Source organism: Paraburkholderia sp. SUR17 (assembly GCF_029536165.1).
In the GTDB taxonomy this organism is placed as follows: domain Bacteria; phylum Pseudomonadota; class Gammaproteobacteria; order Burkholderiales; family Burkholderiaceae; genus Paraburkholderia; species Paraburkholderia kururiensis.
In genome coordinates this window covers 1,385,673-1,407,681 of record NZ_CP120508.1, presented here as the reverse complement: position 1 = coordinate 1,407,681, position 22,009 = coordinate 1,385,673, and the positions used below count along the sequence as shown (strand labels likewise).

Below are 22,009 nucleotides of genomic sequence, written 5' to 3'. Positions count from 1 at the left end.
CCCGCCATGCCTGCCGGCTGCAAGGCGCGAGGTGCCCATCTCTGAATGTCGACCTTCGCGCGCGTTGCCGAAGGGTTGGCAACGCGCGATTGCGGCACGCGTTTTCCTCGCGAAAAACGGTGAAACCGAAACGCCGGACAGCTATTCGATCTCGACGTGCCCGCCCTGCGAAAGCTGCGTGACGGCCGCACACAGGCGGTTCGCCTTCACGGGCTTGTCGAAATAGGCCGACGCCTGCACCGCCGCGGCGCGATCGCGGTATTGCGCTTCGGTGTGGCCCGTCACGAAGATCGCGGGAATGTTCGCGTATTGCGGGTTCGAGCGCATCGCGCGGCAGAAGTCGAAGCCGTCCAGCGTGCCGCCCAGCACGATGTCGAGCACCACCACGTCGGGGCGCGTCTCTTTCAGCAGGGCGAAGGCCGCTTCCGCTTCGCCCACCGCCGATACCGTGCAGCCCGCGCGTTCGAGCGCCGCGGCGAGCACCTTGCGCGAAACGGCGTCGTCGTCCAGCACCATCACCGACTTGCCGGCGAGCGGACGCGGCCGTGGCCGGCGTTCATAGCTGATGCCCGCCGAGCGGCGCGCGCCCGAGAGCGCCACGCTGCCGCTCTCGTCTTGCGCCACTTCGCCGAGCGACGCGAGCGCGACGACGTGCGGCTTCCTGCCGCCATCGATCATGCGTTCGAGAGACGTGGGCGCGCCGAGAAACAGATCGAGCGAACTGTCCGCGCGAAACTTCAAGCCGCTTGCTCGCACGAGCGCCGAAAATTCGCGCACGAATTCCGCGGGGCGCCGATCCGCGAACGCGACATTGAAGACCGTGCCCCGCCGGGCCGCCGCAACGAGCGCCTGCCATGACGCGATGCCGGCCGCAGCGCACCCCGCTTCGACCCGGCCTAGCGTGTCGCCCGTGACGCCGTACGCCGCCGGGTCTGCATCAGCGGCGTCCACGATGGGAGCGGTCTCCACCGTGGCCCTCGTGGTCGCGTGGCGCGTGGTGCTGGCCCCAGTGGTAGTTCTCATCTGGCATCTCCTTTCAATGCAATGCTCCCGGCCGCCCCGTCGCCGTGACAGCGGCAGCTACAGCGCCCGGCGACTGCGCCGCGTTGTCGAGCCACGCATGCAGCGCCGCTTCGTCCAGCGCCGCCGACCAGAGCCAGCCCTGCCCCGTCGAGCATCCGTAGGCGGCCAGCCGGTCGCGCACGTCGGCAGACTCGATACCCTCTGCCACCGTCGTCACACCCATTTCGCGGCTCAGGGTAATCAACGCACTGAGAATCCGCGCGCTGTCCATGTCGTGCAACGCGCTGCCCACGAACGCGCGGTCCAGCTTCATTTCGTTGAACGGAATTCGCAGCAGCGAAAGCATTGACGAATAGCCGGTGCCGAAATCGTCGATGGACAAACCCACGCCGTCGATGCGCAGGCCCGTGAGCACGTTGCCCACGGCAATGGAATCGCTGAGCGCGCTGCCCTCGGTCAGTTCGAGCACGAGCGACGACGGCGGCACCGCAGACTCGAGCAGACAGCCTCTGACGAGATCGCCAAACGTCGCATCGACCACCGAAGGCGACACGTTCACCGCGACGCTCACCTCCGGAAAGCGGCTGCGCCAGCGCGCGCACGCGGCAAGGGACGCCTTCAGCATGAGCGCCGTGAACGCACGCGCCTGCCCCATGCTTTCGATGACGGACACGAACCGTTCAGGCCCAATAGTGCCGTGCTCGTCCGATTGCCAGCGCGCGAGCGCTTCGACACCCACCACCCGGCCCGTGCTGAGCGACACCTGGGGCTGGAAGTACGGCACGATGCGCCCGGCGGTCAGCGCGCACAGCACGTCGTCGGAATGGCAGGGCGCGTCGTGGATGGGCTGCGCCACGGCAGCGGCATCGCGCCCGGCGCGCAGCAGCGCGGCGAGGCGGTCTTCGCAAATCGGCTTGCACAGCGAACCCGCGACGTGGACGCCGCGCGCCTCGGCGATACGCGAAACCGCATTGCGCGTGCGCTCGTCGCAGCCGCTGGCGAGAATCACGGTGCGCGGCACCGAATCGTTGCCGAGCGAGTGCAACACGTCGAGGCTCGTTCCGTCCCGCAGACGCAGATCGAGCAGCACCATGCGCACGTCGTCGTTCTGCAGATGCGTGCGTGCCTCGCTCAGGGTGGCCGCCGCCAGACCGCGCATGCCGAGCTTGCGCACCATGGCTTGCATGGTGCCGCGCTGCACGGGATCGTCTTCGATGATGAGCACGGCCCACTCACTGCCGGCTGTCGGCGCGTCAATCATGTGCGCCCCCATGAACGAGAAGGTCGGCAAGGCTCGCATGAACGCACGTGTAGACGGCTCCGATATGGGCGGAGGCCGCGTCCCTGTCGTCGGGCCGGCCCTCCCGCGCCTGCTGCCCGGTCTCCTTCATGAGCCGCGAAAAGCCCATGGCGCCGACGTAGGCGCTGCTCGACATAAGGGTGTGGGAGAGCCGCGCCACTTCCATCCAGACGCCCCCTTCCAGCGCCGTGCGTAATGCGCTCACCTGTTGCGACGCCGTGTCGAGGTAGGTGGAGACGATGTCCAGCGCGACGTCGGGGCCGTCTTCGTCCGCGAGTTCGCGCAAGGCGTCGATGCAGGCATGGTCGATGGCCGCCGCCGCGCGGACCGCTTCGCAGATGGCCGCCGGGGCCGCCAGGGTCCCCGCGGCAGCGGACAGATCGCCGTCCTTCAGATGCGCCTTCACGACCGTGGAAAAGTCCGCGAACGTGAACGGCTTGGCCATGATCGCCGTCACGCCCACGGAGCGACATTGCACGACGTTGGCCGAGGTCATGTCGGCCGTGATCGCGATGATGGGCACGCTGGCCGTGCCGCGCGCGGCTTCGAGCGTGCGGATGGCCGCGGTCGCCGCAATGCCGTCCATCTTCGGCATGTGGCAGTCCATGAGGACGAGGTCGAAGCGGTGCTGTCCGAAGAGCCGCACCGCCTCTTCGCCGTCGCCCGCCAGTTGCGCGGCCAGCCCGAGCCGGCGCAGCGAAGCCATGGCCACGGCCTGGTTCGTCGGGTTGTCTTCGGCCAGCAGGATGCGCGGCGCGTCGTGCACCGTCGTGCGCGCCGGCAAGGCCCGCGCGTGCGGATCGTTGTGGGAGGTCATGGGGTCGCCTTCGTCGCGTGCAGCGGAGGGCACGTGTGCGTGGGTGGAGGCTGCAGAGGAATGTTGGGCCAGCGTGAACGGCAGCACGACGGTAAAGGTGGTCCCTCGGCCGGGCTCGCTGTCGAGATGAATCTGTCCGTCCAGCCGTTTGACGAGTTCGCGTACGAGGAAGAGGCCCACGCCCGCGCCGTCGTGCTCGCGCGTGCGCGTTTCGTCGGCCTGCGCGAACGACGCGAAAATCGTCTCACGCGCGCCGTGCGCAATGCCCGGCCCCGTATCTTTCACGACGATGGTGAGCACCACGCCATCCGCGGCATCCGCGCCATGCACGCCGCGGGCGGCCGCCGCGGTGGACAACGCGGTGGACAACATCACGCCGCCCTCTGCCGTGAACTTGATGGCATTCGACAGCAGATTCGCCACGATCTGCCCGACGCGGTCGGGGTCGGAGAGCACGCGGCACGCTTGCCCGAAGCTCTGGTGCAACAGCGTGAGGCCCTTCGCCTCGGCTTGCCGGCGATAGTGCGCCGCGACGGCGTCGAGCAGCGCCATCGGGTCGAACGCCTCGCGCCGAATATTGAGCGTGTTCGCGCCGATCTCCGCCACGTCGAGAATCTGGTCGATCACGCTCTTGAGCGCCGTACCCGACTCGCGAATGCTCATGAGCAGCGCGTACTGCTCGCCGGTCTGGTTGAGATCGAGCAGCAGATCAGCCGCGCCCACCACGCCGTTGAGCGGCGTGCGCAGTTCATGGCTCATGCGTGCGAGAAACTGGTTCTTCGCCGCGTTCGCCACTTCCGCGACGGTTTTCGCCGCCATCAGTTCTTCGGCCAGCTGCTGCTGTTCGACAATCTTCTGCCGCAGCGATTGGTTCGCCACCGTCAGACGTTCGCGAGCATTGCGCAGCCCTTCGCGCGCGTCCACGAGACTCACCGCCGCGTTGGCCACTTCCGTCTGCATCGCGTTGAAGCTGTGGGCCATTTCGCCCATCTCGTCGCGCGAACGCACGTACACGCGGTGGATGTCGATGGCCGCGTGCGCCGCGTCCAGGTCGCCGCGTCCCAGCGCGCTCATGGCCGCGGAAAAATCGCGCAGCGTACCGGTCGCCAGCTTTTTCGCGGCCTTGCTGATTTCCTCGGCCGAGTGCGAGATCACCCCGGGCAATACGATGCCCACCGTGATGGTGAGCATCGCCACCATCACGAAGATGTCTTCGAGCACGGTGCGCCAGTGCAGATGGGTGGCGGGCAGGAGTGTCACGGCCTGCATGTAGCCGGCACCGTCCAGCGCGAGCACGAGCAGCATCGCGCCCGTGAGCCGCAGGTGCAGCGTCGGCGCAATGCCCGGCAGGCCCGCGCGCCGGCGGTCTTCCCACCGTCGCCACGCATAGGCGGCGGCGCCCGAATACGCCATCGCAAGACCGAACACGACCGTCGGCAATCCGAACTGCTCGAAGCCGAGCACGGTCGCCACCGCCCACACGCAGGCCGCCGCGAGACCCAGGCCGATGGTGTAGCGCGGCGCACGATAGACGCGCACGGCGTGCGGCGCGTCGCGGCGAAGCAGCCACACGGCCACGCTCGGCGCGGCGATGCCGATGAGGTACGTGAAGTTGGCCGCAGCCACGAGCCAGATCGGATCGCCGATCAGCAGGAACGCAATCGCGAAGCCCGCGGTGACGAGCGTCGCGTTGACGGGCACGTCGTTGCGATTGCGCGTCGAGAGAAAGCGCGGCGCGAGTCCGTCGTCGGCCAGTTGCGAAAGCGTGCGTGCGGCGCCCGCGAGCGGCTGCATCGTGCCGTGGAACATGTTGAACATCATGAACCAGATGGCCGCCGATTTAGCCAGCGCCCCGAACACGGGCGCAAACGTGGGCCCGAGCACCTGGCCCAGATCGCCGCCGAGCGGCTGCGGCCCCAGCGTGCCGAGCCACACGAGCGGCAGCACGACGAAGTAGACGGAGGCCATCGCGGCGCTCGCCTTCATGGCGCGCGGCACGTTCTTCCCGGCGTCGCGCGTTTCGGCCACGTGGCACGCCGCGGCTTCGAAAGCCGGCGCCGCGAAGCCGATCAGATAAAGCCCCGCCATCAACGACGTGACGTTGCCGAACCAGCCGGCGAACGGCGTGGTGAGATGGAAGTCGACGGCGCGATGCCAGTCGGTGGCGCCCGTGAGCACCGGCGCAAGCGCCGACACGAAAGCGAGCAAGGCCGAACAGGTCGCGATGGGCACCGCGAGCCGCGTGACCCAGCGAATGCCCAGCAGATTCACGGCGGTGAACAACAGGACCAGCGAACAGGCGAGCACGGGCACTGCAATGTCGGGCAGGTACCACTCGTGGATCGCCGTGGCCGAGAGAATCGCGGTCAACCCGCACGTGGGCACCCAGCCCCACCAGTAGCAGGTGCCCGTGAGTGTCGAGAGAATGCGGCCATACGGCGCGAATGCTTCGGTGCAGGCCGCGGCAATGCCGCCCACGCGCCGGGGCGACATCATCACGAGTTCGATCCAGCCGGGCAGCGCCGCGTAGCTGAGCAGCAGGCCCACGATCAGCAAGGGGACCGCGGCGCTGCCCTGCCCGGGAATATCACCCTGGCCCGCGAACAGCGCGGCGATCAGAAACAGGCTCTGGTTGCTGCCGCCCATGGCGAGCGCCGTCGTGCCGATCCATCCGATGCAGCGTCGATAAGGCTTCGCGGCGACGGCCTCGCCGGCGCAGGAGGCAGGCGCAATCACGCTTTCGACTCGAGGCAGGCCGGCGCCGCGGCACAGTCGCGGCGCGAGAGCACGTTGACGATCGCACGGTCGAGCGCTTCGGGGCTCACGGGCTTGAGGAGGTAATCGTCGAAGACAGCGGTGCGCGGATCGTCGAGCGGTCTCGCGTCGCCCGTGAGCGCCACGAGCGGCACCGGCGAGCCGAACTCCGTCTGCGCCTGCAATTCGCGCGCAAGCGAGACGCCGTCGAGATCGGGCATGTTGATGTCGAGCACGGCGAGGTCGAACGGCTTCGTGCGCAGCGCGGCGAGTGCATCGCGGCCGTTCGATACCGCTTCCACGCGATAGCCGAGCCGCTTCAGCAAAGCCTGGCCGATCTTGCGGCTCACGTCGTCGTCATCGGCAATCAGCACGAGCTGGTCGCTGCGGCTGAACGTGCATGCCGGGGTGGACGGGGCGGACTGGTTCGGCGGGGCGGACACCGCGTCGTTCGCGGCCACCGAGGGAATCGTGCAGGTGAACGTGCTGCCCGCACCCGGCGCGCTCGTCACGTCGATCTTGCCGCCCATGCCGGCAAGGAGCTTGCGGCAGATGGCAAGCCCCAGCCCCGTGCCGCCATAGCGGGTGCGCACGTCGGCGCCGGCCTGCTCGAAGTTGCCGAACAGTTTGCGGGCGACACACGTGTCCATGCCGATGCCCGTATCCGCGACCGAGATGACGAGATCGATGCCCTGATCGTCACGCGCGCGCGTGCTGGCCGACACGGTCACGGTGCCCTGCGCCGTGAACTTGATGGCGTTGGAAAGCAGGTTCATCAGGACCTGTGCGATGCGCGTGCGGTCACCCATCACGGCTGGGGGCACGCTCGCGTCGATGTCGAGTCCGAGATTCACCGTCTTCGCCGACGTTTGCCCCTTCACGCTCGCCACGGCGCAGCGCAGTTCGCGCCGCAGATCGAAGGGCTCGTAGTTGAACGTGAAGCCGGTTGCTTCGAGCTTCGCGAGATCCAGCACTTCGTTGAGCAGGCGCATGAGGTGCTCGGTCGAATCGCGCAGCGCCTCGGCGGCGAATGCGTCGGGCTCCGCGCCGCCCGACTGGCACATCAGCGACACGGCGCCCGCGATGGCGTTGAGCGGTGCGCGCACCTCGTGCGTCACCATGGCGAGGAAATCGGCACGCGCTTTCTGCGAGGCGAGCGCGGCCTGTTCCGCCTCACGCTGGCGCTGCAGTTCCGCTTCGAGACGCAGCGTCTGCGCGCGCAGACGAAGCTCGTCCACCACGAGCGCGGCGAAATCTTCGAGCGCCGCGGCTTCGGCCGGGCCGAACACGCGCGGCCTCGTATCGATGACGCACAGCGTGCCGATGCGTTGCGCTTCGCCGAACACGAGCGCCACGCCCGCATAGAAACGGATTCCCGGTTCGCCCACGACGAACGGGTGTTCGGCAAAGCGCGGGTTCTTCGTGGCATCGTGCACCACATAGACGCCGTCCGTTTCGAGCGCCGCCTGGCAGAAAGACGATTCGCGCGGTGCCGTTTCGATCGTCACACCCACCTTCGCCTTGAACCACTGCTGGTTGTGCGTCGCAAACGAAATCAGGCAACCCGGCGTATCGAAGTATTCGCTCACCCGCCGCACGATCCGTTCGTAGGCGTCCTCAGGCAATGTATGAAGTATTTTCAGAGAATCGAGCGTCGCCTGCCGGCGTGCTTCAGACGCGTGCGCGTCGCGTGTGCGGTCGGCGTTGCCCTCCTCCAGGCGGGGGCTCGCGCATGGCACGGTCAGTATGCTCATGGGAAATGGTCGCTTGTACGTTGTTGAAGTCTTCTGTGTAGTAACGACCACACAGTCATTAACTGAATAGCTCGACAGGCAATAAGAGCAATGTGCTCGCGCCCAATGCCGCTTCACCGTAGCTGTTCCCTTCCGCGGACCTTTTGATATGCCTCAAGCAGCCTCTCCAGGCCTTGATAGAAAAGGGTTTGGGCGCTTCTCGCCTGATCAGGAAACGCTCCATTAAGCTTTCTTCCGATCTTCGCATTGCGTGGTTTTTTCCTCACGTCGCGCACTGTGTAAAAGAAACCTCACGCAAAGCCGCCGGGCAACGCTCATTGCATGTCGGGCCATTAGCCTCGTGCAAACCCTGATGCAAACGATTTGCGCATGCATCGCAGTTCAGCAACGCCCGCCGCGGACGACATAACAAAAGATCGATCAATACGAATCACGGAGGGAACCGCATGAACTTCAGACAAATGACGGTGCGCGCCAGGCTCACCTTGACCTTCGGCCTGCTGGCCGGCCTTGTGCTGCTGGTTTCGGGGCTTGCCCTGAACGCGCTCGGTAGCGCCAACGAGCGCTTCGCCGAATACGTGAGCGGCGCCAGTGCGCGCGCCCAACTGGTTGAGCAGGTTCGCACCGCAGTGGATCGGCGTGCGATCGCCGTGCGCAATCTCGTGCTCGTGACGACGCCCGCCGACATCGACATCGAAAAGGCAGCGGTCACCCAGGCACATGAGGACGTGCAGACGCGGCTCCGCCAATTGAAGGACGCGGTGACGAACAACGCTCGCGCGACCGAAAAAGCGCGCAGCCTCGTGGCCGAGATCGACCGCATTGAAACGCAGTACGGTCCCGTCGCGCTCGCGATCGTCGACGCCGCCCTGCACAATCGGCGCGATCAGGCTGTCACGATGATCGACAACCAATGCCGCCCGCTGCTCGCCCAGCTCATCGCCGCTGCCGACGCCTACGGAAACTTCGCGCGCGCTCGCGCCGCGCAGCAAAAGCAGGAGTCGGCCGAACAGTACGCCAGCCAGCGCAACCTCCTCGTCGGCATCAGCCTCGCCGCCGTTGCCGCCGCCGTCATCGCCGCATTGCTGATCACACGCTCGCTCACGCGCGCACTCGGCGCGGAGCCGGGCGATCTCGGCGACGTCACCCGCCGCGTCGCGGCCGGCGACCTGAGCCCGGTTCAGGGTGCCCAAAGCGCGCCAAAGGGCAGTGTGCTCGCCTCGATGGGCGAGATGCAGGCGAGCCTCGTACGATTGATCGCCCAGGTCCGCACCGCCGCCGACAGCATCGCCACCGGATCGAGCGAAATTGCTTCGGGCAACCAGGATCTGTCCCAGCGAACCGAACAGCAGGCCTCGGCGCTGCAGGAAACGGCTTCGAGCATGGAGGAACTCACCTCCACCGTGCGTCAGAACGCAGAGAACGCGCAGCAGGCGAGCGCGCTGGCCGGCAATGCGTCCGAGGTCGCGCACAAAGGCAGCACCGTGGTGGGCCAGGTCGTGGAGACCATGACCGACATCAGCCACAGCTCGTCGAAGATTGCGGAGATCACCGGCATCATCGAAGGCATCGCATTCCAGACCAATATCCTCGCACTCAACGCCGCCGTGGAAGCCGCGCGTGCCGGCGAGCAGGGCCGCGGCTTCGCCGTGGTGGCCAGCGAAGTGCGCAGCCTTGCGCAACGCTCCTCGAGCGCCGCGAAGGAAATCAAGGATCTGATTGCCGCCTCCGTGCAGAAGATCCAGGACGGCTCGCGCCTTGCCGACGACGCGGGCAGCACCATGGTCGAAGTCACCCAGGCCGTGGCGCGCGTAACCGACATCATGGGCGAGATCGCCGCGGCCTCCACCGAACAGAGCCGCGGCATCGAGCAGGTCAACGTCGCGATCACGCAGATGGACGAAGTCACACAGCAGAACGCGGCGCTCGTAGAGGAAGCGGCGGCGGCGTCGAAGTCGCTCGAAGACCAGGGACATCAACTGACCGAAGCCGTATCGTTCTTCCGGCTGAGTTCGGGTGACGACATCCGGCACAGTCGAACCGCTTCGGCCACGCACGCATCAGCCGCAAGCACCGCTGCAAGCCCCGCCGCGCGCAAACCGGCGGCGACCCGTGCGCGCGTCACGCCACCCGCGGTATCGAAACCTGCCCCGGCTGCCAGGCCCACCGCTGCACCGGCGCTCGCGAGCGCGGATACGGGCCGCGACTGGGAAACCTTTTAATCCACCCCGTGCCGCTTCACTTCAGGAGAACACCATGAATGCAGTAGTCGAACCCGCGCTGCCCGCACGCGCTCGCGGCGAAGTTGCCGAGGCCGAAGCCGGCGCCCAGGAATTCGTCACGTTCCGGCTCGGCAACGAGGAGTACGGCATCGACATCCTGCGCGTGCAGGAAATTCGCTCCTACGACGAGCCCACGCGCATCGCCAATGCACCGCCGTTCGTGAAGGGCGTAATCAACCTGCGCGGCGTGATCGTGCCGATCGTCGATCTGCGGCTGAAGTTCGCGCTGGAACGCGCGGACTACGACGACTCGACGGTCGTCATCGTGCTCAACGTGGCGGCCCGCACGGTGGGCGTGGTGGTGGATGCGGTAAGCGACGTGCTGGAACTCGGTCCCGGCAACCGTCGCCCGGCTCCGGCCTTCGGGGCGTCGGTGGATGCGAGCTTCATCACGGATCTCGCCACGGTCGCGGGCGATGACGGCGAGCGCATGCTGATCCTGCTCGACATCGAACAGCTCATCGTCGCCGCAGATATCGGGCTCGTTGCCTGACGGCACGCAAGGCCGCGGCTCAGGGCTGCTGCCCCGCATAAAAACGCGCCGCCGCCTCGATCTCGTCGCGCGTCATCTGCCGCGCCACGTTGCGCATCTGCTCGCTCGTGTCGTTGTGACGGTCGCCCGCGGCGAATGCCAGCAATTGCGCGCGGATATAGACGAGCGGCTCGCCTTCCAGCCACGGCGCACCCGGCTTGTTGTCCGCCGGGCCGTGGCACGAAGCACAGGGCGCGATGTTGCGCATGGGCGAGCCGGTCGCGACGATGGCGGGCATGGGCAGCGCGGCCGTGCCCGTGCTGGTGTTCATGCGCGGCAGCGACGCGTAATAGGCCGCCAGGTCCTTCATGTCCTGCTCGCTGAGATTGGCGGCCATCGGGCTCATCACCGCGTTCACGCGCGCGCCGCTCTGGAAGTCCTTCAACTGCTTGTAGACCACGCTCTCGTACTGGCCCGCCAGATTCGGCGAGTTCGCAAAGCTGAGCCCCTGCGGGCCGTGGCACATCGTGCAGCGCAGCGAGAGCGTGGCGCCGCGCCCGATGGAAAGCGCATCCGTGCCCGCGAAGGTCTGCGGCGTGAGCACCGCCGTGCTCGTCTTCACGGACGACACCACCGGCTGCTCGACGAGCCACTTCTGCGGCACGCCGGCCGCGCTGCAGATCGCGTTCCAGAGCCCGGTGAACTGCGGGTCTTTCTGCACCGAGGGCAGCCACACGAACCCGATCAGGATGGAGACGACGGCAATCGCGAGCGTGAGCCCCACGCTCACGGTGAACCACGGGTTGCGCAGCGAGAAAAGACGCGCTTCGGGAGGCCGCGGCGTGCTCATCGCTGCGCTCCCATCCAGACGGCCGGCACCGAGGTCTGCTTGAGCACCATCAACTGCGCAATCGGGTAGCCGTAGTTGACCACGGTGAGGCCGATCATTAGTGCGATCCAGAGCCCGAAGCTGTTGAGCGCGACCGGCAGCGTGCGCGGCGGATGCACGGCCACGCTGAACTCGAACTTGCGCGCGGGCTCGGGGGCACCCTGATGCCCCCGCGCGAGCACGATGAAGAACAGCACCGCCGAGGCCACCAGAATCAGCGCGCCGAAGAACGAGATCACGACGGTGATGGCTTCGGGCGCAATCGCGGGATTGCTGTAGTCGAAGAACGCCATGCGGCGCGGCATGCCCAGAATGCCCGCGTAATGCCACGGGAACGTCGTGACCATCATGCCGATGAACCAGAGCCACAGCTGCCAGCGCATCAACCTCACGCTCGCGAGCGCTCGGCCCGTCAACTGCGGCCAGAGTTCATAGGCAATCGCGAAATACATGATGACGATGGCGCCGCCGAAGATCAGGTGGAAGTGCCCCGTGATCCACTGCGTGTTGTGAATGGTCGAGTCGAGCTGGTAGCTCATGTTGATGAGGCCGCCGGCCCCGCCAAAGCCCAGCATCACGAACGAGAACGCCACGGCCAGCATCATCGGTTCGTGCCAGGGCAGCGCGCGTATCCAGCCGAACACACCCTTGCCGCCGCGCAGCCGCCCCGCAATTTCCACGGAGGCGCAGATCGTGAAGACGGTGAGGAGCGTGGGCACCGCAACGAGCGCGGTGAATACCGACTGCAGGAACTTGAAGCCCGAGCCCACCTGCGGATCGGCAAAGAGATGGTGAATGCCGATCGGCATGGCCACCACGAGAAACAGGATGAACGAGATGCGCGCCATCTCGTCGCTGTAGAGCCGCCCGCCCACGGCGCGCGGCACGAGCGTGTAGTACGCGATATAGGCCGGCATGAGCCAGAAGTAGACGATGGCGTGCAGCGTCCACGAAAAGAACACGCGCGCGAGACCCGAATCGATGGTGGATGTGAGGCCCAGCGCGACGGGCAGAATCTGGAACAGGATTTCGATGGCGGCGCCCACCGCCGTCCAGGCCCAGAGATACGAGCCCGCGACGTTCGCGAACATGGGCAGCGGCACGGGCTTGCCCGGATTCGCCTTCTTCCAGACATGCAGGTTCACGGACATGAGCGCCACCCAGATCCACGAGCCCACCACCACGAGCACCACGCCGATGTAGTAGAAGGGGCTGCCGATCATCGGCGGATAGAACGTGTAGAGCACCGAGGCACGGCCGAGCGACACCGGCACCATCGCCACAATCGAGCCCACCACCACGAGCCACCAGCCCGCCCACGCCCAGCGCCGGCCGACGAGCCTTTGCTCGAGCGAAAGTTCGGTGATCGCGTAGCCGAAGCCCATGGCGATCAGCGTCGGAAACACGTAGGCCATCACGGACCCGTGCGCCGTCACCGAACGGTAGTACAGCTCCGGCGCCGAAAGCCACGCATGCAGCGGACTGCGCACGTACATCTGCCAGGCGCCCAGCAGCAACGCCACCCCGAAGGTCGCAAAAGCGAACCAGAAATGCGCGAGCACGAGTCGTCGGTTATTTAACACAGCTGAGCCTCCGCGCGCCGGCCGCGAGTTGGTCGAACTGGGCCGCATCGATCACCTTCACATGTGCCCACATGCCTTCGTGGCCCGTGCCGCAATACTCGTGGCACGGCATCAAATGGTCCGCCGGTTCGTTGAACGTGGTGCGGAACGTGGCAACGTAGCCGGGCTCCACCATCGAGTTGATGTTCGTGTCCGCAATCAGGAAACCGTGCACGACGTCGGCGCTCGTGGCACGGAACGTCACGGGCGTACGCGCGGGAACGAGGATGCACTGCGGCGTGAACGAATACTGCTGGGCGACGATGCGCACCGTAACCGAGCCGTCCGCCTCGCGCGCCGTGCCGAGATTGCTCTCCACGAATTCGCCGGAGACGTGCAGCGTGGTGGGGTCGATGGTTTCGACGCGCGAGGGCGGCATCATCGCCCAGTGCAGGCCGGTGAAGATCACCATCGCCACGAGCAGCAGCAGAATGGCCACCGCGAAGATGGCCCAGCGCCGCTCGGTGCGGGCCGCGACGTCGTGGCCATCGTGGCCATCGTGGCCGTCGGCGTGGCCCGGCAGCGGACTGTTTGGAGTGTTCGGGACGTTCGACATGGGCGCAGGTTTACTGGATAACGCCGCGAGGCAGGAACACGAGGAAGTAGAACGCGAACCAGAGCGCAATCACGATGGCCGTCGCAATGCCGGCGAGCGCCACGGCGCCTTTCGGGCCGGCGCGCACGATGTCGGCCACGCGCCGTTCGTCGTCGGCGGGACGCGGGCCGCCCGCCCCCGGTGGTACTCGTTCGCCAGTCGACTCGCTCATGGCTTCCCCTCAGTACAACGGCGCCGAACGCAGCGCATTGGCATCTTTGGCCGACACCGGCGTGCCGTGGTTGCCCCACGCCGTGCGGATGAACGTGACGACCGCCGCTACCTCGTCGTCGGACAGCGACTGGGCGAACGGCGGCATGCCGTAGGGCATCGGGTTCTTCGCCGTGCCCGGCGCGTAACCCCCGTTGAGCACCATGCGGATCGGATTCACGGCCGAGGTCATCTGGATGGACTGGTTGTTCGCGAGCGGCGGGAAGTCAGGCAGCTTGCCCTCGCCGTTCTTGCCGTGGCAGGTGGCGCACTGCGCGTCGTAGATCTTGCTGCCTAGCTTGAAGAGCAGATCGCGCTCGTCGCGCGACATCGCCGAGGTTGCCGCAGCCGCGCCCTCGCCGCCGTGCTGCGGCAGCGACTTCAGATAGACGGCCATGGCGCGCACGTCGTCGTCGGAGAGGTATTGCAGGCTGTCGTACACCACTTCGGCCATCGGACCGTACACGGCGCCGCGCCGCGACACGCCCTTTTGCAGCAGGTCCGCGATCTCGTCGATGCTCCATTCGCCGAGACCCGCTTCGCGGTTCGACGTGAGCGACGGCGCGTACCAGTCCTGCATGGGAATCAGCCCGCCTTCGAAGGCCTTCGACTCCGAACTGCCGCCCAGCGCGTTGATCGCCGTATGGCACATGGAGCAGTGCCCAAGGCCCTGCACGAGATACGCGCCGCGATTCCATTCCACCGACTTCGCAGGATCGGGCTTGTACTCGCCTTCGCGGAAATACAGCGTGCGCCAGCCGAGCAGCAATTGCCGGTTGTTGTAGGGAAAGCGCATCTCGTGCGGACGATTCGGCTGCTTCACGGGCGGCACGGACTTGAGATACGCGAAGATCGCGTCGCTGTCTTCGCGCGTGACCTTCGTATAGGCCGCGTAGGGCATCGCGGGATAGAGCAGCGAGCCGTCGCGCGAACGGCCGGTGTGCATCATCGCGTAGAACTCGTCGGCGCTCCATTGGCCGATGCCGGTTTCGTCGTCGGGCGTGATGTTCGGCGAATAGAGCGTGCCGAACGGCGTGGGCATGGCGCGGCCGCCCGCGAAGAGCTTGTCGCTCGGCTTCGTATGGCAGGCGATGCAGTCGCCCGCACGGGCCAGATATTCGCCGCGCTTGATGACGTCGGCCTGGCTGGAGCCGCCCTGTGCCAATGCGAGCGGCGTGCTGGCTATCACACCGAAACCCACGCAGACACCCAGCGCGAACGCGGCACCGAGGCGAACGGCCAGCGTCTTCGCCACGCGACGAACCGGAAAGGACCGGAAGGACCCCAAGACCCGGGGGGACGGAAAGGACAGGATGCGCACCGTGGGCTCCGTCATTGGGGTTCGCTTCCGCAGGCGATGGGCAGCTTCAGGCTTCGCGCAGGCGCGGGCGCCGGATTCGCCGGCCCGGGCGATGCGGCGAGCCAGGCGGCAACCGCCGTGATGTCGTCGTTGCCGAGACGCGAGGCGACGTCGTGCATGCAGTCCGGCGCAATCGAGCTACGTGTGCCGTAGCGCCATGCGCCAAGCTGGGCGCTGATGTATTGCGCATGCAGACCGAGCAGGCCGGGAATGGCCGGGTCCATGCCCGTGAGCGCGGCGCCGTGACAGGCGGCGCAGGCCGGAATGTTGCGCGTGCGGTCGCCCTCTTTCACGAGTTGCTGGCCGCGCCGCAGTAGTTGCGGGCTCACGGCCGGCGTCGAAGCAGGCGGGTATGGCGGACGCTGGCGCGCGAAGTAATCGGCGATGGTTTTGAGATATGCGTCGGGCAGATACGCCAGCAGATAGTTCATCGGCGGATATTGCCGGCGGCCATCGCGAAACGCTGTCAGCTGATTGTAGAGATAGCCGGCCGGCTTGCCGGCAAGCCGCGGGAAGTAATCGTTATCGGTACCCTCGCCCTCTTTGCCATGACAGGCCGCACACGCGAGCACGCGCGCCTGCAGGGTGTCGGGCGCACGCTCGGCAGACGTCCCCTGCCCGAAGACGAAGCCCCAAGGGAAAACGCACAGCAGGATGGCAACAGCGGTTCTTCTCAGCATCGGTGGCAATGCCCGTTGTTATGGCTGTCCGACGATTGTAGTCAATGAATCGGAAAGTAAAAGGTTTGAAAGTGAATACGCCGCACGCGCCGCGAAGCAGCAAGGGGTGTACCCAACGCGCCGGCTCGCTGCTGGCCCTGTCGAATCGGTCGAAACTGGCTCTGTAAGACGGCCAGGTTTGCCGCCAGAATGCGCACTGTCGCCTGCGATTGCGCAGCCCAATCCGTGGAAGAACCATGTACGTACCCGCCCATTTCGACGAACCTCGCACCGAGGTTCTGCATGCGCGCATCGCGCAACATCCGTTCGGCACGCTCGTTACGCACGGCAAAGGCGGGCTGGACGCCAATCACCTGCCGTTCGAGCTGGCCGCCGCCGAAGGTCCGCTCGGCGTGCTGCGCGCGCACGTGGCGAGAGCGAATCCGGTCTGGCAGGACGTGGCGAACGGCGACGAGGTGCTCGTCATGTTCCACGCGGGCGACGCCTACATCTCGCCCAACTGGTACCCGAGCAAGCAGGTGCATCACAAGCAGGTGCCGACGTGGAACTACAGGGTCGTCCACGCGTACGGACGCATAACGGTGCTCGACGACGAACGGTTCCTGCGCGGCCTCGTCGGCCGGCTCACGCGCACGCACGAGGCGGCCCAACCGGCGCCCTGGAAGATGGGCGATGCGCCGGCGGACTATATCGACACCATGCTGAAGTCGATTGTCGGGCTGCAGATCGACATCACGCGCCTCGTGGGCAAAAGCAAGATCGGCCAGAACAAGGATGCGGAAGATATCCGCGGTGCTGGCGAGGCGCTCAAGGCAGGCGGCCACACAGAGTTGGGCGAGGCCATGCTGGCAGTGGCGGCCGGGAAATCCCGATGACGCCGCGCGCGGGCATCGCGTAGTTCGTCGTCGATATCAGGCCACGTCGCATCACGCTTTTCATTCGAAGAGGTCCGATCCCCATGTCAGGCAACACGCTCTTTTCGGCCAACCTGCTGCTCGCCTATACGGCGTATCTCGTCGGCGTCGCGAGCCCCGGGCCCAGCAATCTCGCGATCATGTCCATTGCCGCGCATCATGGCCGCAAAGCCGCCCTCGCCTTCGCACTGGGCGTGATTTCCGGATCGATGTTCTGGGCGACGGTGGCCACAGCCGGCATCTCGGCCGCGCTGATTGCGTGGTCGCAATTCATCGTCGCAGTGAAGGTTTTCGGCGGCGTGTATCTGCTCTGGCTAGCCTTCAAGTCGGCGCGCACTGCGCGCGGCGCACAGCCCGCTGCCGCGCCGCGCGACGCGCAGGCCGAGCCGCTGAAGCGGCTCTACACGAAAGGCGCGCTGCTGCATCTCACGAACCCGAAGGCGATTCTCGTCTGGGTGTCGATCGTCGCGCTCTCGTCGAATCACGTGGGGCCTGCCCACGACGCCGTGGTGCCGGGCTGCGCGGTGATCGGCATGGTGGTGTTCAGCACGTATGCGCTCGTGTTTTCCACCGCGACGGCCAGAGCGGCTTACGTGAGGACGCGCCGCGTGCTGGAAGGATGCCTCGCGGTCGTGTTCGGAGTGGCCGGCATCCGGCTGCTGGCGTGGTCGTCCCGATAGCCTTCGCGTGCGCCCGCCTCAGGCCGGCACGTCGTCCACCTCGCTTCGCGCATAGCGGCCGGGCGGCATGCCGACGTGCCGCGTGAACGCCACGCCGAAGGCACTCACCGACCCGTAGCCCACATGGGCGGCGATCTCCGCAATCGACCGGTCCCGTTGCCGCAGCAGCCGCTTCGCGAGCGCCATGCGCCACGTGAGCAGGTATTCCATGGGCGCCACACCCACCGCGCGGCTGAAGCGTTCGAAGAACGCCGAGCGCGACATCGCGGCCTCGCGTGCCAGTTGAGCGATGGTCCAAGGCTGCGCGGGATCTTCGTGCATGCGCCGTAGCGCGAGCGCGAGCTTTGCATCGGCAAGTCCGCGCACGAGGCCAGGTGACGCCGCCGTGCTCGCGGTCGAGCGCAGCGCCTCGATCAGCAGCACTTCGAGCAACCGGGCCATCACGATTTCGCGCGCCGGGCGGTCTGCGCGCGATTCGTCGCCCACCAGTTGAACCAGCGTGGAAAGGCGCGACGCCCCGCGCACGTGCACCCATTGCGGCAGAAGCGAAACCAGCAGCGCAGAGTCCGGCGAGCCGAACACGCAGTGGCCCACGAGCATGCGCACGTTGATGGGCTCATCGGGATTGCCCACGCGCGCGCCGCCGGGAATCGGCGTGATGGGTGAAGCAACGGCGTCGCCTTCGTCAGGCGGCGGCCCATTCAGGCTGGATGTCGCGAAGCGGCGCGCGGCGGGAAGCAAGGCGAAGTCGCCTTCGTTGAGCGTGATCGTTTCGCTGCCTGTCGCTCCGTCTATGGTCAGACGGCAGCCGCCTTCGAGCACGGCGAGATAAAACGGACGACCGGTCTCGCTGCGGCGCACTGCCCACGTGGCGGAGGCCACGACGAGTTTCGAGAACGGCGCGCCTGGCTGCAACAACGACACGACTTCGGCGAGGGGGTCGACCATTCTGGACGATCTCAACAAAGAAATGGATCTCGAAGTATAGTTCGTCCGAAATCGGGCCGCTATCGTACAGGCATTGCCAACCGATGGAGTTCCCGATGTCCCCTGTTTCCACCGTTCTTATCACCGGCTGCTCGTCCGGTTTCGGACTTGAGACCGCGCGGCTTTTCCTCGACCAGGGCTGGCGCGTTATCGCAACGATGCGCACGCCGCGAGAGGACCTGCTGCCGGCGTCGGAGCGGCTTCGCGTGCTGCCGCTCGACGTCACCGATATCGAGAGCATCCGGCGTTGCATCGAAGCGGCCGGGCCGATCGACGCGCTCGTCAACAACGCCGGCGTCGGCATGGCGGGACCGCTGGAAGGAATTGATCTGAACCACGCCCGCACCGTCTACGAGACCAACACGCTCGGCACCATTGCGATGACGCAGGCCGTGCTGCCGCAGTTCCGGCAGCGGCGTGCGGGCGTGGTCGTGAACGTGACGTCGACCGTGACGCTGAAGCCGTTGCCGCTGCTCTCGGTCTACACGGGCAGCAAGGCGGCCGTGAATGCGTTCACTGAATCGCTCGCGCTGGAGCTGGCGCCCTTCGATGTGCGCGTGCGACTGGTGCTGCCCGGACGCTCGCCCAGCACGAGCTTCGGCAACAACGCCCGCCGCCTGATGAGCGAAGACGTGCCCGAGCCGTACGCCGCGTTCACGCAAGGCGTCTTCGCCTCGATACGCGACACGAGCACGCCGGTCACGTACGCCGAGGACGTCGCCGCAGCCGTGTGGACCGCCGTGACCGATCCCGCCGCGCCGATGCGCCTGCCCGCCGGAGCCGATGCCATCGCAACGGCGCTCGCGGCGCAGTGAACGTCCTCTTCGTCGCTTGCCGTTACGAAAGCGACCGCAGGTGATTGCGCAGCCTGTCCACCTCGCCTTGCGCGAACGGCTTCTCGATTTCGGTGTGCGTCTGCTGCCACACCGGGAACGCGCGGGCGAGCAATTGCTCGCCCGCGGGCGTCAAGCGAAGCCGACGGCTGCGCCTGTCCTGCGCGTCCTGCTCGACGACGACCAGTTCGCGCCGCTCCAGCGGCTTGAGCGCAGCCGTTAGCGTAGTGCGATCCATTGCCAGCAGCGACGCCACGTCTTTCATTGCCGGCGGCTGAGGCCGATTGAGCGACATCAGAAGCGAGAACTGCCCGTTCGTGAGATCGAACGGGCGCAACGCCTCGTCGAACAGGCGCGCAAGATTGCGTGCTGCCCGCTGCATGTGCAGACACAGGCAGCAGTCGCGCACCATCAGCGTGGTTTCGAAAGGAAGAGACTTCGGAAGCTTTTTCGCGTGTGCCATGTTGCAATTATGTTGATATCAACCTATATTGTCAACGCCGGGCCGCAACATCCCGTTGCGCCCGTCAACAGAAGGAGGAGGCATGAGCGATCAAACGTTGTTTCTCGCCGTTTTCCTCGGCAGCAAGGACAATCCGCGCATGAAGACATGGCTGGCGCTTTCCGAAGAAGAACGGCGCGCCAGGGAACGGGAAGGCATCGCCGCATGGGGCGCGTGGGTCGACAAGCACAAGGCAGCCATTGTCGAGATGGGTGGTCCACTTGGCAAAACAAAGAACGTGAGCGAACAGGGCATCAAGGATGTGACCAACGCGCTCGCCGCGTTTACGGTCGTACGGAGTACTTCGCATGACGAGGCGGCCAGAATATTCGAGGGCCACCCGCATTTCACCGTTTTCCCGGGTGAGTCGATCGACGTGATGCCCGTTCTACCCATCCCTCACATGTGAGAGGCGCTGTCTCGCGGTATGGAAAAACATCGATACAGCCGCTTGTTCATGAGCGACAGCGGTTCTTTGGAGGAAGATGATGAGACTTTACGGATTTGCTGGAACGCGCTCGCAGCGCGCGCTTTGGGGCCTCAAGGAAGTCGATGCCGACTTTGAATTCGTGTCGGTGAATCTGCGCGAAGGCGAGCACAAGCGGCCCGAATTCCTGCGCATCAATCCTGCGGGAAAGGTACCGGTTCTGATCGACGGCGACCAGATCATTCCGGAATCCGCAGCAATCGTTCTGTATCTCGCGGACAAGTATCCCGAGAAAGGGCTGATGCCCGACGACCTGCGCGAGCGCGCACAGGCGTATCGCTGGACCCTGTTTGCAGTGACCGAACTCGAGCAGCCGCTCTGGCGAATCACGCGTCACACCTTGCTTTATCCGCCCGAGAAACGTTCCCCCGCCGATATCGAACTCGCGCGCGAAGACTTCAAGACGATGGCCGCGATTCTCGACAGGCATCTCGATGGGCGCCAATTCATCGTCGGCAACGCGCTCTCGGTGGCCGACTGCGTAACTGCGTATCTGATCGACTGGGCCAACGAACTGCATCTGATCGATACGTTCCCGCAGTTGCAGGCCTACCTGGAACGTCTGTATGCGCGTCCGGAAGCGCCGCAGCGTATCGCCGAGGCACGCATGGCCGCGTGAGCGTGCCTCGCCGTCATAGCGGCCAGCGTTTGCGCGAGACAACGGCGAAACTCACTGCTATCGCCCCACCCTGCCCGGACGTCGCGTCTTCCGGGGGCGTCATGTCGAAGCGTGGCCGACGCACGCGCGCGTTGCGACTGGAAGAAGCGCCTGGCAACGGTTCGGCCTGAGACGCCGAGCCGTTGCCGGCTGCATCGGTTCGCGCTGCCTCGTGCAGGCAGTCGCAGATCTCTTTGGAAGCCATGAGGCGTCGCTCGTAAAAGGGCATGTCCGTATTGAACACGCCGCGCATCGATCAGTAAAATGAATGATTCGATCGATACGATAACGTACCGGAATGGAACTCAAGCTACTGAGAGCGTTTTTGACGGTCGCCGAGCTACGGCATTTCGGACGCGCGGCCGACGCCCTGCATATGAGCCAGCCTGCCTTGAGCAAGCAGGTAAATGCACTGGAAGCGAGCCTGGGCGGAAAACTCTTCGAACGCGGGCGGCACGGTGCTGCGTTGACGCGCTTCGGCGAGGGCTTCCTGCCCGACGCGAAGGCACTCGTCTACGACGCCGATGAAATACTCGGGCGTGCGCGCGAAGCCAGCAGCGGCACGCGCGGACACTTGCGGGTGGGCATCTGCCTGTCCGTGCTGACGCTCGCGCCGCAGATCATCGCGGACTTTCGCCAGCGGCGTCCGGGTATCGCGGTCGCACTGAGCGACCTGTCCTCCGACGAGCAAATCCGCCGCATTCAGGCGGGCAAGCTGGACGTGGGCTTCATGCGCCTCTCTCGTACCGAGGGCCTTTCTTCCCTGAACGTCGTCGACGAGCGGCTCGCGCTGGCGTTGCCGCCCAGCCTTGCGCGCGTGCGTCTTCCGTCCGACTTCGGGAAGCTGAACGAAATGGGCTTCGTGGCCTTGCGGCGCACACGCGGCCCCGGGCTCGCAGCGCAAATCGAAAACTGGTGTCGCGAACATCGGTTCGTGCCGAACGTCACGCAGCAGGCCGACGATGTGCAGTCCGTTCTCGCGTCAGTCGCTGCAGGCGTGGGTGTCGCGTTCATTCCGTCGCGGGCCGAGCACCTGTTGCGGGACGCCACCGTTGTGCCGCTGCGCGGCAAGCATGCAACGTGGCGCGTGGGGCTGGTATGGGCCAGCGGAGCGCACAACCCGGTGACCTCGCAGTTCGTGTCGTTCGTTCGCGCGGCCTTGAAAAAAGGCTGACCGAAGCGGTGGCCCC

The 22,009-nt window shown here is 66.1% G+C and carries 20 protein-coding genes; 8 read left to right on the top strand and 12 right to left on the bottom strand.

Annotation, left to right across the window (positions count from 1 at the left end):
• Positions 1–141: 141 nt before the first annotated feature.
• The 4 genes from P2869_RS06280 to P2869_RS06265 are packed head-to-tail and all read right to left on the bottom strand — an operon-like array spanning position 142 to position 7,648.
• A complete protein-coding gene (locus tag P2869_RS06280) occupies positions 142–1,023 on the bottom strand; it encodes a response regulator (protein WP_152495166.1) in 882 nt (293 codons plus the stop codon).
• A gap of 13 nt (positions 1,024–1,036) precedes the next feature.
• Positions 1,037–2,284: an EAL domain-containing response regulator gene (locus tag P2869_RS06275; RefSeq protein WP_017777932.1), complete on the bottom strand. Its 1,248-nt coding sequence runs from the start codon at positions 2,282–2,284 to the stop codon at positions 1,037–1,039.
• On the bottom strand, positions 2,277–5,876 hold the full coding sequence (locus tag P2869_RS06270) for an ATP-binding protein (RefSeq protein WP_277597779.1): 3,600 nt from the start codon (positions 5,874–5,876) through the stop codon (positions 2,277–2,279). Before P2869_RS06270 ends, P2869_RS06275 begins: the two co-directional genes overlap by 8 nt.
• A complete protein-coding gene (locus P2869_RS06265; RefSeq protein ID WP_277597778.1) occupies positions 5,873–7,648 on the bottom strand; it encodes an ATP-binding protein in 1,776 nt (591 codons plus the stop codon). Before P2869_RS06265 ends, P2869_RS06270 begins: the two co-directional genes overlap by 4 nt.
• Positions 7,649–8,094: 446 nt before the next feature.
• Between P2869_RS06265 and P2869_RS06260 the strand changes: the two genes are divergently transcribed.
• Together P2869_RS06260 and P2869_RS06255 are read left to right on the top strand one after the other, a co-directional pair.
• Complete coding sequence (locus tag P2869_RS06260; RefSeq protein WP_026122073.1) at positions 8,095–9,870, top strand: methyl-accepting chemotaxis protein; 1,776 nt, start codon at positions 8,095–8,097, stop codon at positions 9,868–9,870.
• A 34-nt stretch (positions 9,871–9,904) separates the two neighbouring features.
• Positions 9,905–10,423, top strand: coding sequence for a chemotaxis protein CheW (locus P2869_RS06255; protein WP_017777928.1), 519 nt, complete (start codon positions 9,905–9,907; stop codon positions 10,421–10,423).
• 19 nt (positions 10,424–10,442) lie between these two features.
• On the opposite strand, the gene P2869_RS06250 is transcribed toward P2869_RS06255, so the two are convergent.
• The 6 genes from P2869_RS06250 to P2869_RS06225 form a co-directional block, all read right to left on the bottom strand.
• Positions 10,443–11,252 carry a c-type cytochrome gene (locus P2869_RS06250; RefSeq protein ID WP_277597777.1) on the bottom strand — a complete coding sequence of 270 codons (810 nt, stop codon included), beginning with the start codon at positions 11,250–11,252 and terminating at the stop codon, positions 10,443–10,445.
• The gene (locus P2869_RS06245) at positions 11,249–12,874 is read right to left on the bottom strand and encodes a b(o/a)3-type cytochrome-c oxidase subunit 1 (RefSeq protein WP_277597776.1); all 1,626 of its coding nucleotides are present in this window, start codon (positions 12,872–12,874) and stop codon (positions 11,249–11,251) included. The genes P2869_RS06250 and P2869_RS06245 overlap by 4 nt, the downstream gene beginning before the upstream one ends.
• Complete coding sequence (locus tag P2869_RS06240) at positions 12,864–13,469, bottom strand: cytochrome C oxidase subunit II (protein WP_277597775.1); 606 nt, start codon at positions 13,467–13,469, stop codon at positions 12,864–12,866. Before P2869_RS06240 ends, P2869_RS06245 begins: the two co-directional genes overlap by 11 nt.
• Before the next feature lie 10 nt (positions 13,470–13,479).
• A complete protein-coding gene (locus P2869_RS06235) occupies positions 13,480–13,680 on the bottom strand; it encodes a hypothetical protein (RefSeq protein WP_277597774.1) in 201 nt (66 codons plus the stop codon).
• 9 nt (positions 13,681–13,689) lie between these two features.
• Positions 13,690–14,973 carry a cytochrome c gene (locus tag P2869_RS06230; RefSeq protein ID WP_277597773.1) on the bottom strand — a complete coding sequence of 428 codons (1,284 nt, stop codon included), beginning with the start codon at positions 14,971–14,973 and terminating at the stop codon, positions 13,690–13,692.
• A gap of 77 nt (positions 14,974–15,050) precedes the next feature.
• Positions 15,051–15,758 (bottom strand): c-type cytochrome, encoded by a 708-nt coding sequence (locus P2869_RS06225; protein WP_017777923.1) that lies wholly within the window; start codon positions 15,756–15,758, stop codon positions 15,051–15,053.
• 236 nt (positions 15,759–15,994) lie between these two features.
• Between P2869_RS06225 and P2869_RS06220 the strand changes: the two genes are divergently transcribed.
• Both P2869_RS06220 and P2869_RS06215 read left to right on the top strand, forming a co-directional pair.
• Positions 15,995–16,633: an FMN-binding negative transcriptional regulator gene (locus P2869_RS06220; RefSeq protein WP_277597772.1), complete on the top strand. Its 639-nt coding sequence runs from the start codon at positions 15,995–15,997 to the stop codon at positions 16,631–16,633.
• A gap of 83 nt (positions 16,634–16,716) precedes the next feature.
• Positions 16,717–17,352 (top strand): LysE family translocator, encoded by a 636-nt coding sequence (locus tag P2869_RS06215; RefSeq protein ID WP_277597771.1) that lies wholly within the window; start codon positions 16,717–16,719, stop codon positions 17,350–17,352.
• Positions 17,353–17,370: 18 nt separating this feature from the next.
• Here P2869_RS06215 and P2869_RS06210 read toward each other — a convergent pair whose 3' ends face one another.
• On the bottom strand, positions 17,371–18,300 hold the full coding sequence (locus P2869_RS06210; RefSeq protein WP_017777920.1) for an AraC family transcriptional regulator: 930 nt from the start codon (positions 18,298–18,300) through the stop codon (positions 17,371–17,373).
• A 95-nt stretch (positions 18,301–18,395) separates the two neighbouring features.
• Here P2869_RS06210 and P2869_RS06205 point away from each other — a divergent pair, with 95 nt between their 5' ends.
• Positions 18,396–19,154 (top strand): SDR family oxidoreductase, encoded by a 759-nt coding sequence (locus P2869_RS06205; RefSeq protein ID WP_277597770.1) that lies wholly within the window; start codon positions 18,396–18,398, stop codon positions 19,152–19,154.
• A gap of 22 nt (positions 19,155–19,176) precedes the next feature.
• Here the strand turns inward: P2869_RS06205 and P2869_RS06200 are convergent, their stop codons facing one another.
• The gene (locus P2869_RS06200; protein ID WP_277597769.1) at positions 19,177–19,635 is read right to left on the bottom strand and encodes a MarR family transcriptional regulator; all 459 of its coding nucleotides are present in this window, start codon (positions 19,633–19,635) and stop codon (positions 19,177–19,179) included.
• A gap of 82 nt (positions 19,636–19,717) precedes the next feature.
• Here P2869_RS06200 and P2869_RS06195 point away from each other — a divergent pair, with 82 nt between their 5' ends.
• The 3 genes from P2869_RS06195 (at position 19,718) to P2869_RS06185 (ending at position 21,993) form a co-directional block, all read left to right on the top strand.
• The gene (locus P2869_RS06195; RefSeq protein WP_277597768.1) at positions 19,718–20,083 is read left to right on the top strand and encodes a hypothetical protein; all 366 of its coding nucleotides are present in this window, start codon (positions 19,718–19,720) and stop codon (positions 20,081–20,083) included.
• A 79-nt stretch (positions 20,084–20,162) separates the two neighbouring features.
• Positions 20,163–20,780 carry a glutathione S-transferase family protein gene (locus tag P2869_RS06190; RefSeq protein ID WP_026122071.1) on the top strand — a complete coding sequence of 206 codons (618 nt, stop codon included), beginning with the start codon at positions 20,163–20,165 and terminating at the stop codon, positions 20,778–20,780.
• A 337-nt stretch (positions 20,781–21,117) separates the two neighbouring features.
• Positions 21,118–21,993: a LysR family transcriptional regulator gene (locus tag P2869_RS06185; protein ID WP_277597767.1), complete on the top strand. Its 876-nt coding sequence runs from the start codon at positions 21,118–21,120 to the stop codon at positions 21,991–21,993.
• Positions 21,994–22,009 lie beyond the last annotated feature (16 nt).

What these genes read in the sequence shown, in the direction of transcription:
- P2869_RS06200 (WP_277597769.1), bottom strand. Translation starts at nt 19,635, where the DNA reads ATGGCACACGCGAAAAAGCTTCCGAAGTCTCTTCCTTTCGAAACCACG.
- P2869_RS06195 (WP_277597768.1), top strand. Translation starts at nt 19,718, where the DNA reads ATGAGCGATCAAACGTTGTTTCTCGCCGTTTTCCTCGGCAGCAAGGAC.
- P2869_RS06250 (WP_277597777.1), bottom strand. Translation starts at nt 11,252, where the DNA reads ATGAGCACGCCGCGGCCTCCCGAAGCGCGTCTTTTCTCGCTGCGCAAC.
- P2869_RS06225 (WP_017777923.1), bottom strand. Translation starts at nt 15,758, where the DNA reads ATGCTGAGAAGAACCGCTGTTGCCATCCTGCTGTGCGTTTTCCCTTGG.
- P2869_RS06275 (WP_017777932.1), bottom strand. Translation starts at nt 2,284, where the DNA reads ATGATTGACGCGCCGACAGCCGGCAGTGAGTGGGCCGTGCTCATCATC.
- P2869_RS06255 (WP_017777928.1), top strand. Translation starts at nt 9,905, where the DNA reads ATGAATGCAGTAGTCGAACCCGCGCTGCCCGCACGCGCTCGCGGCGAA.
- P2869_RS06185 (WP_277597767.1), top strand. Translation starts at nt 21,118, where the DNA reads ATGGAACTCAAGCTACTGAGAGCGTTTTTGACGGTCGCCGAGCTACGG.
- P2869_RS06265 (WP_277597778.1), bottom strand. Translation starts at nt 7,648, where the DNA reads ATGAGCATACTGACCGTGCCATGCGCGAGCCCCCGCCTGGAGGAGGGC.
- P2869_RS06240 (WP_277597775.1), bottom strand. Translation starts at nt 13,469, where the DNA reads ATGTCGAACGTCCCGAACACTCCAAACAGTCCGCTGCCGGGCCACGCC.
- P2869_RS06280 (WP_152495166.1), bottom strand. Translation starts at nt 1,023, where the DNA reads ATGAGAACTACCACTGGGGCCAGCACCACGCGCCACGCGACCACGAGG.
- P2869_RS06205 (WP_277597770.1), top strand. Translation starts at nt 18,396, where the DNA reads ATGTCCCCTGTTTCCACCGTTCTTATCACCGGCTGCTCGTCCGGTTTC.
- P2869_RS06220 (WP_277597772.1), top strand. Translation starts at nt 15,995, where the DNA reads ATGTACGTACCCGCCCATTTCGACGAACCTCGCACCGAGGTTCTGCAT.
- P2869_RS06190 (WP_026122071.1), top strand. Translation starts at nt 20,163, where the DNA reads ATGAGACTTTACGGATTTGCTGGAACGCGCTCGCAGCGCGCGCTTTGG.
- P2869_RS06260 (WP_026122073.1), top strand. Translation starts at nt 8,095, where the DNA reads ATGAACTTCAGACAAATGACGGTGCGCGCCAGGCTCACCTTGACCTTC.
- P2869_RS06235 (WP_277597774.1), bottom strand. Translation starts at nt 13,680, where the DNA reads ATGAGCGAGTCGACTGGCGAACGAGTACCACCGGGGGCGGGCGGCCCG.
- P2869_RS06215 (WP_277597771.1), top strand. Translation starts at nt 16,717, where the DNA reads ATGTCAGGCAACACGCTCTTTTCGGCCAACCTGCTGCTCGCCTATACG.
- P2869_RS06210 (WP_017777920.1), bottom strand. Translation starts at nt 18,300, where the DNA reads ATGGTCGACCCCCTCGCCGAAGTCGTGTCGTTGTTGCAGCCAGGCGCG.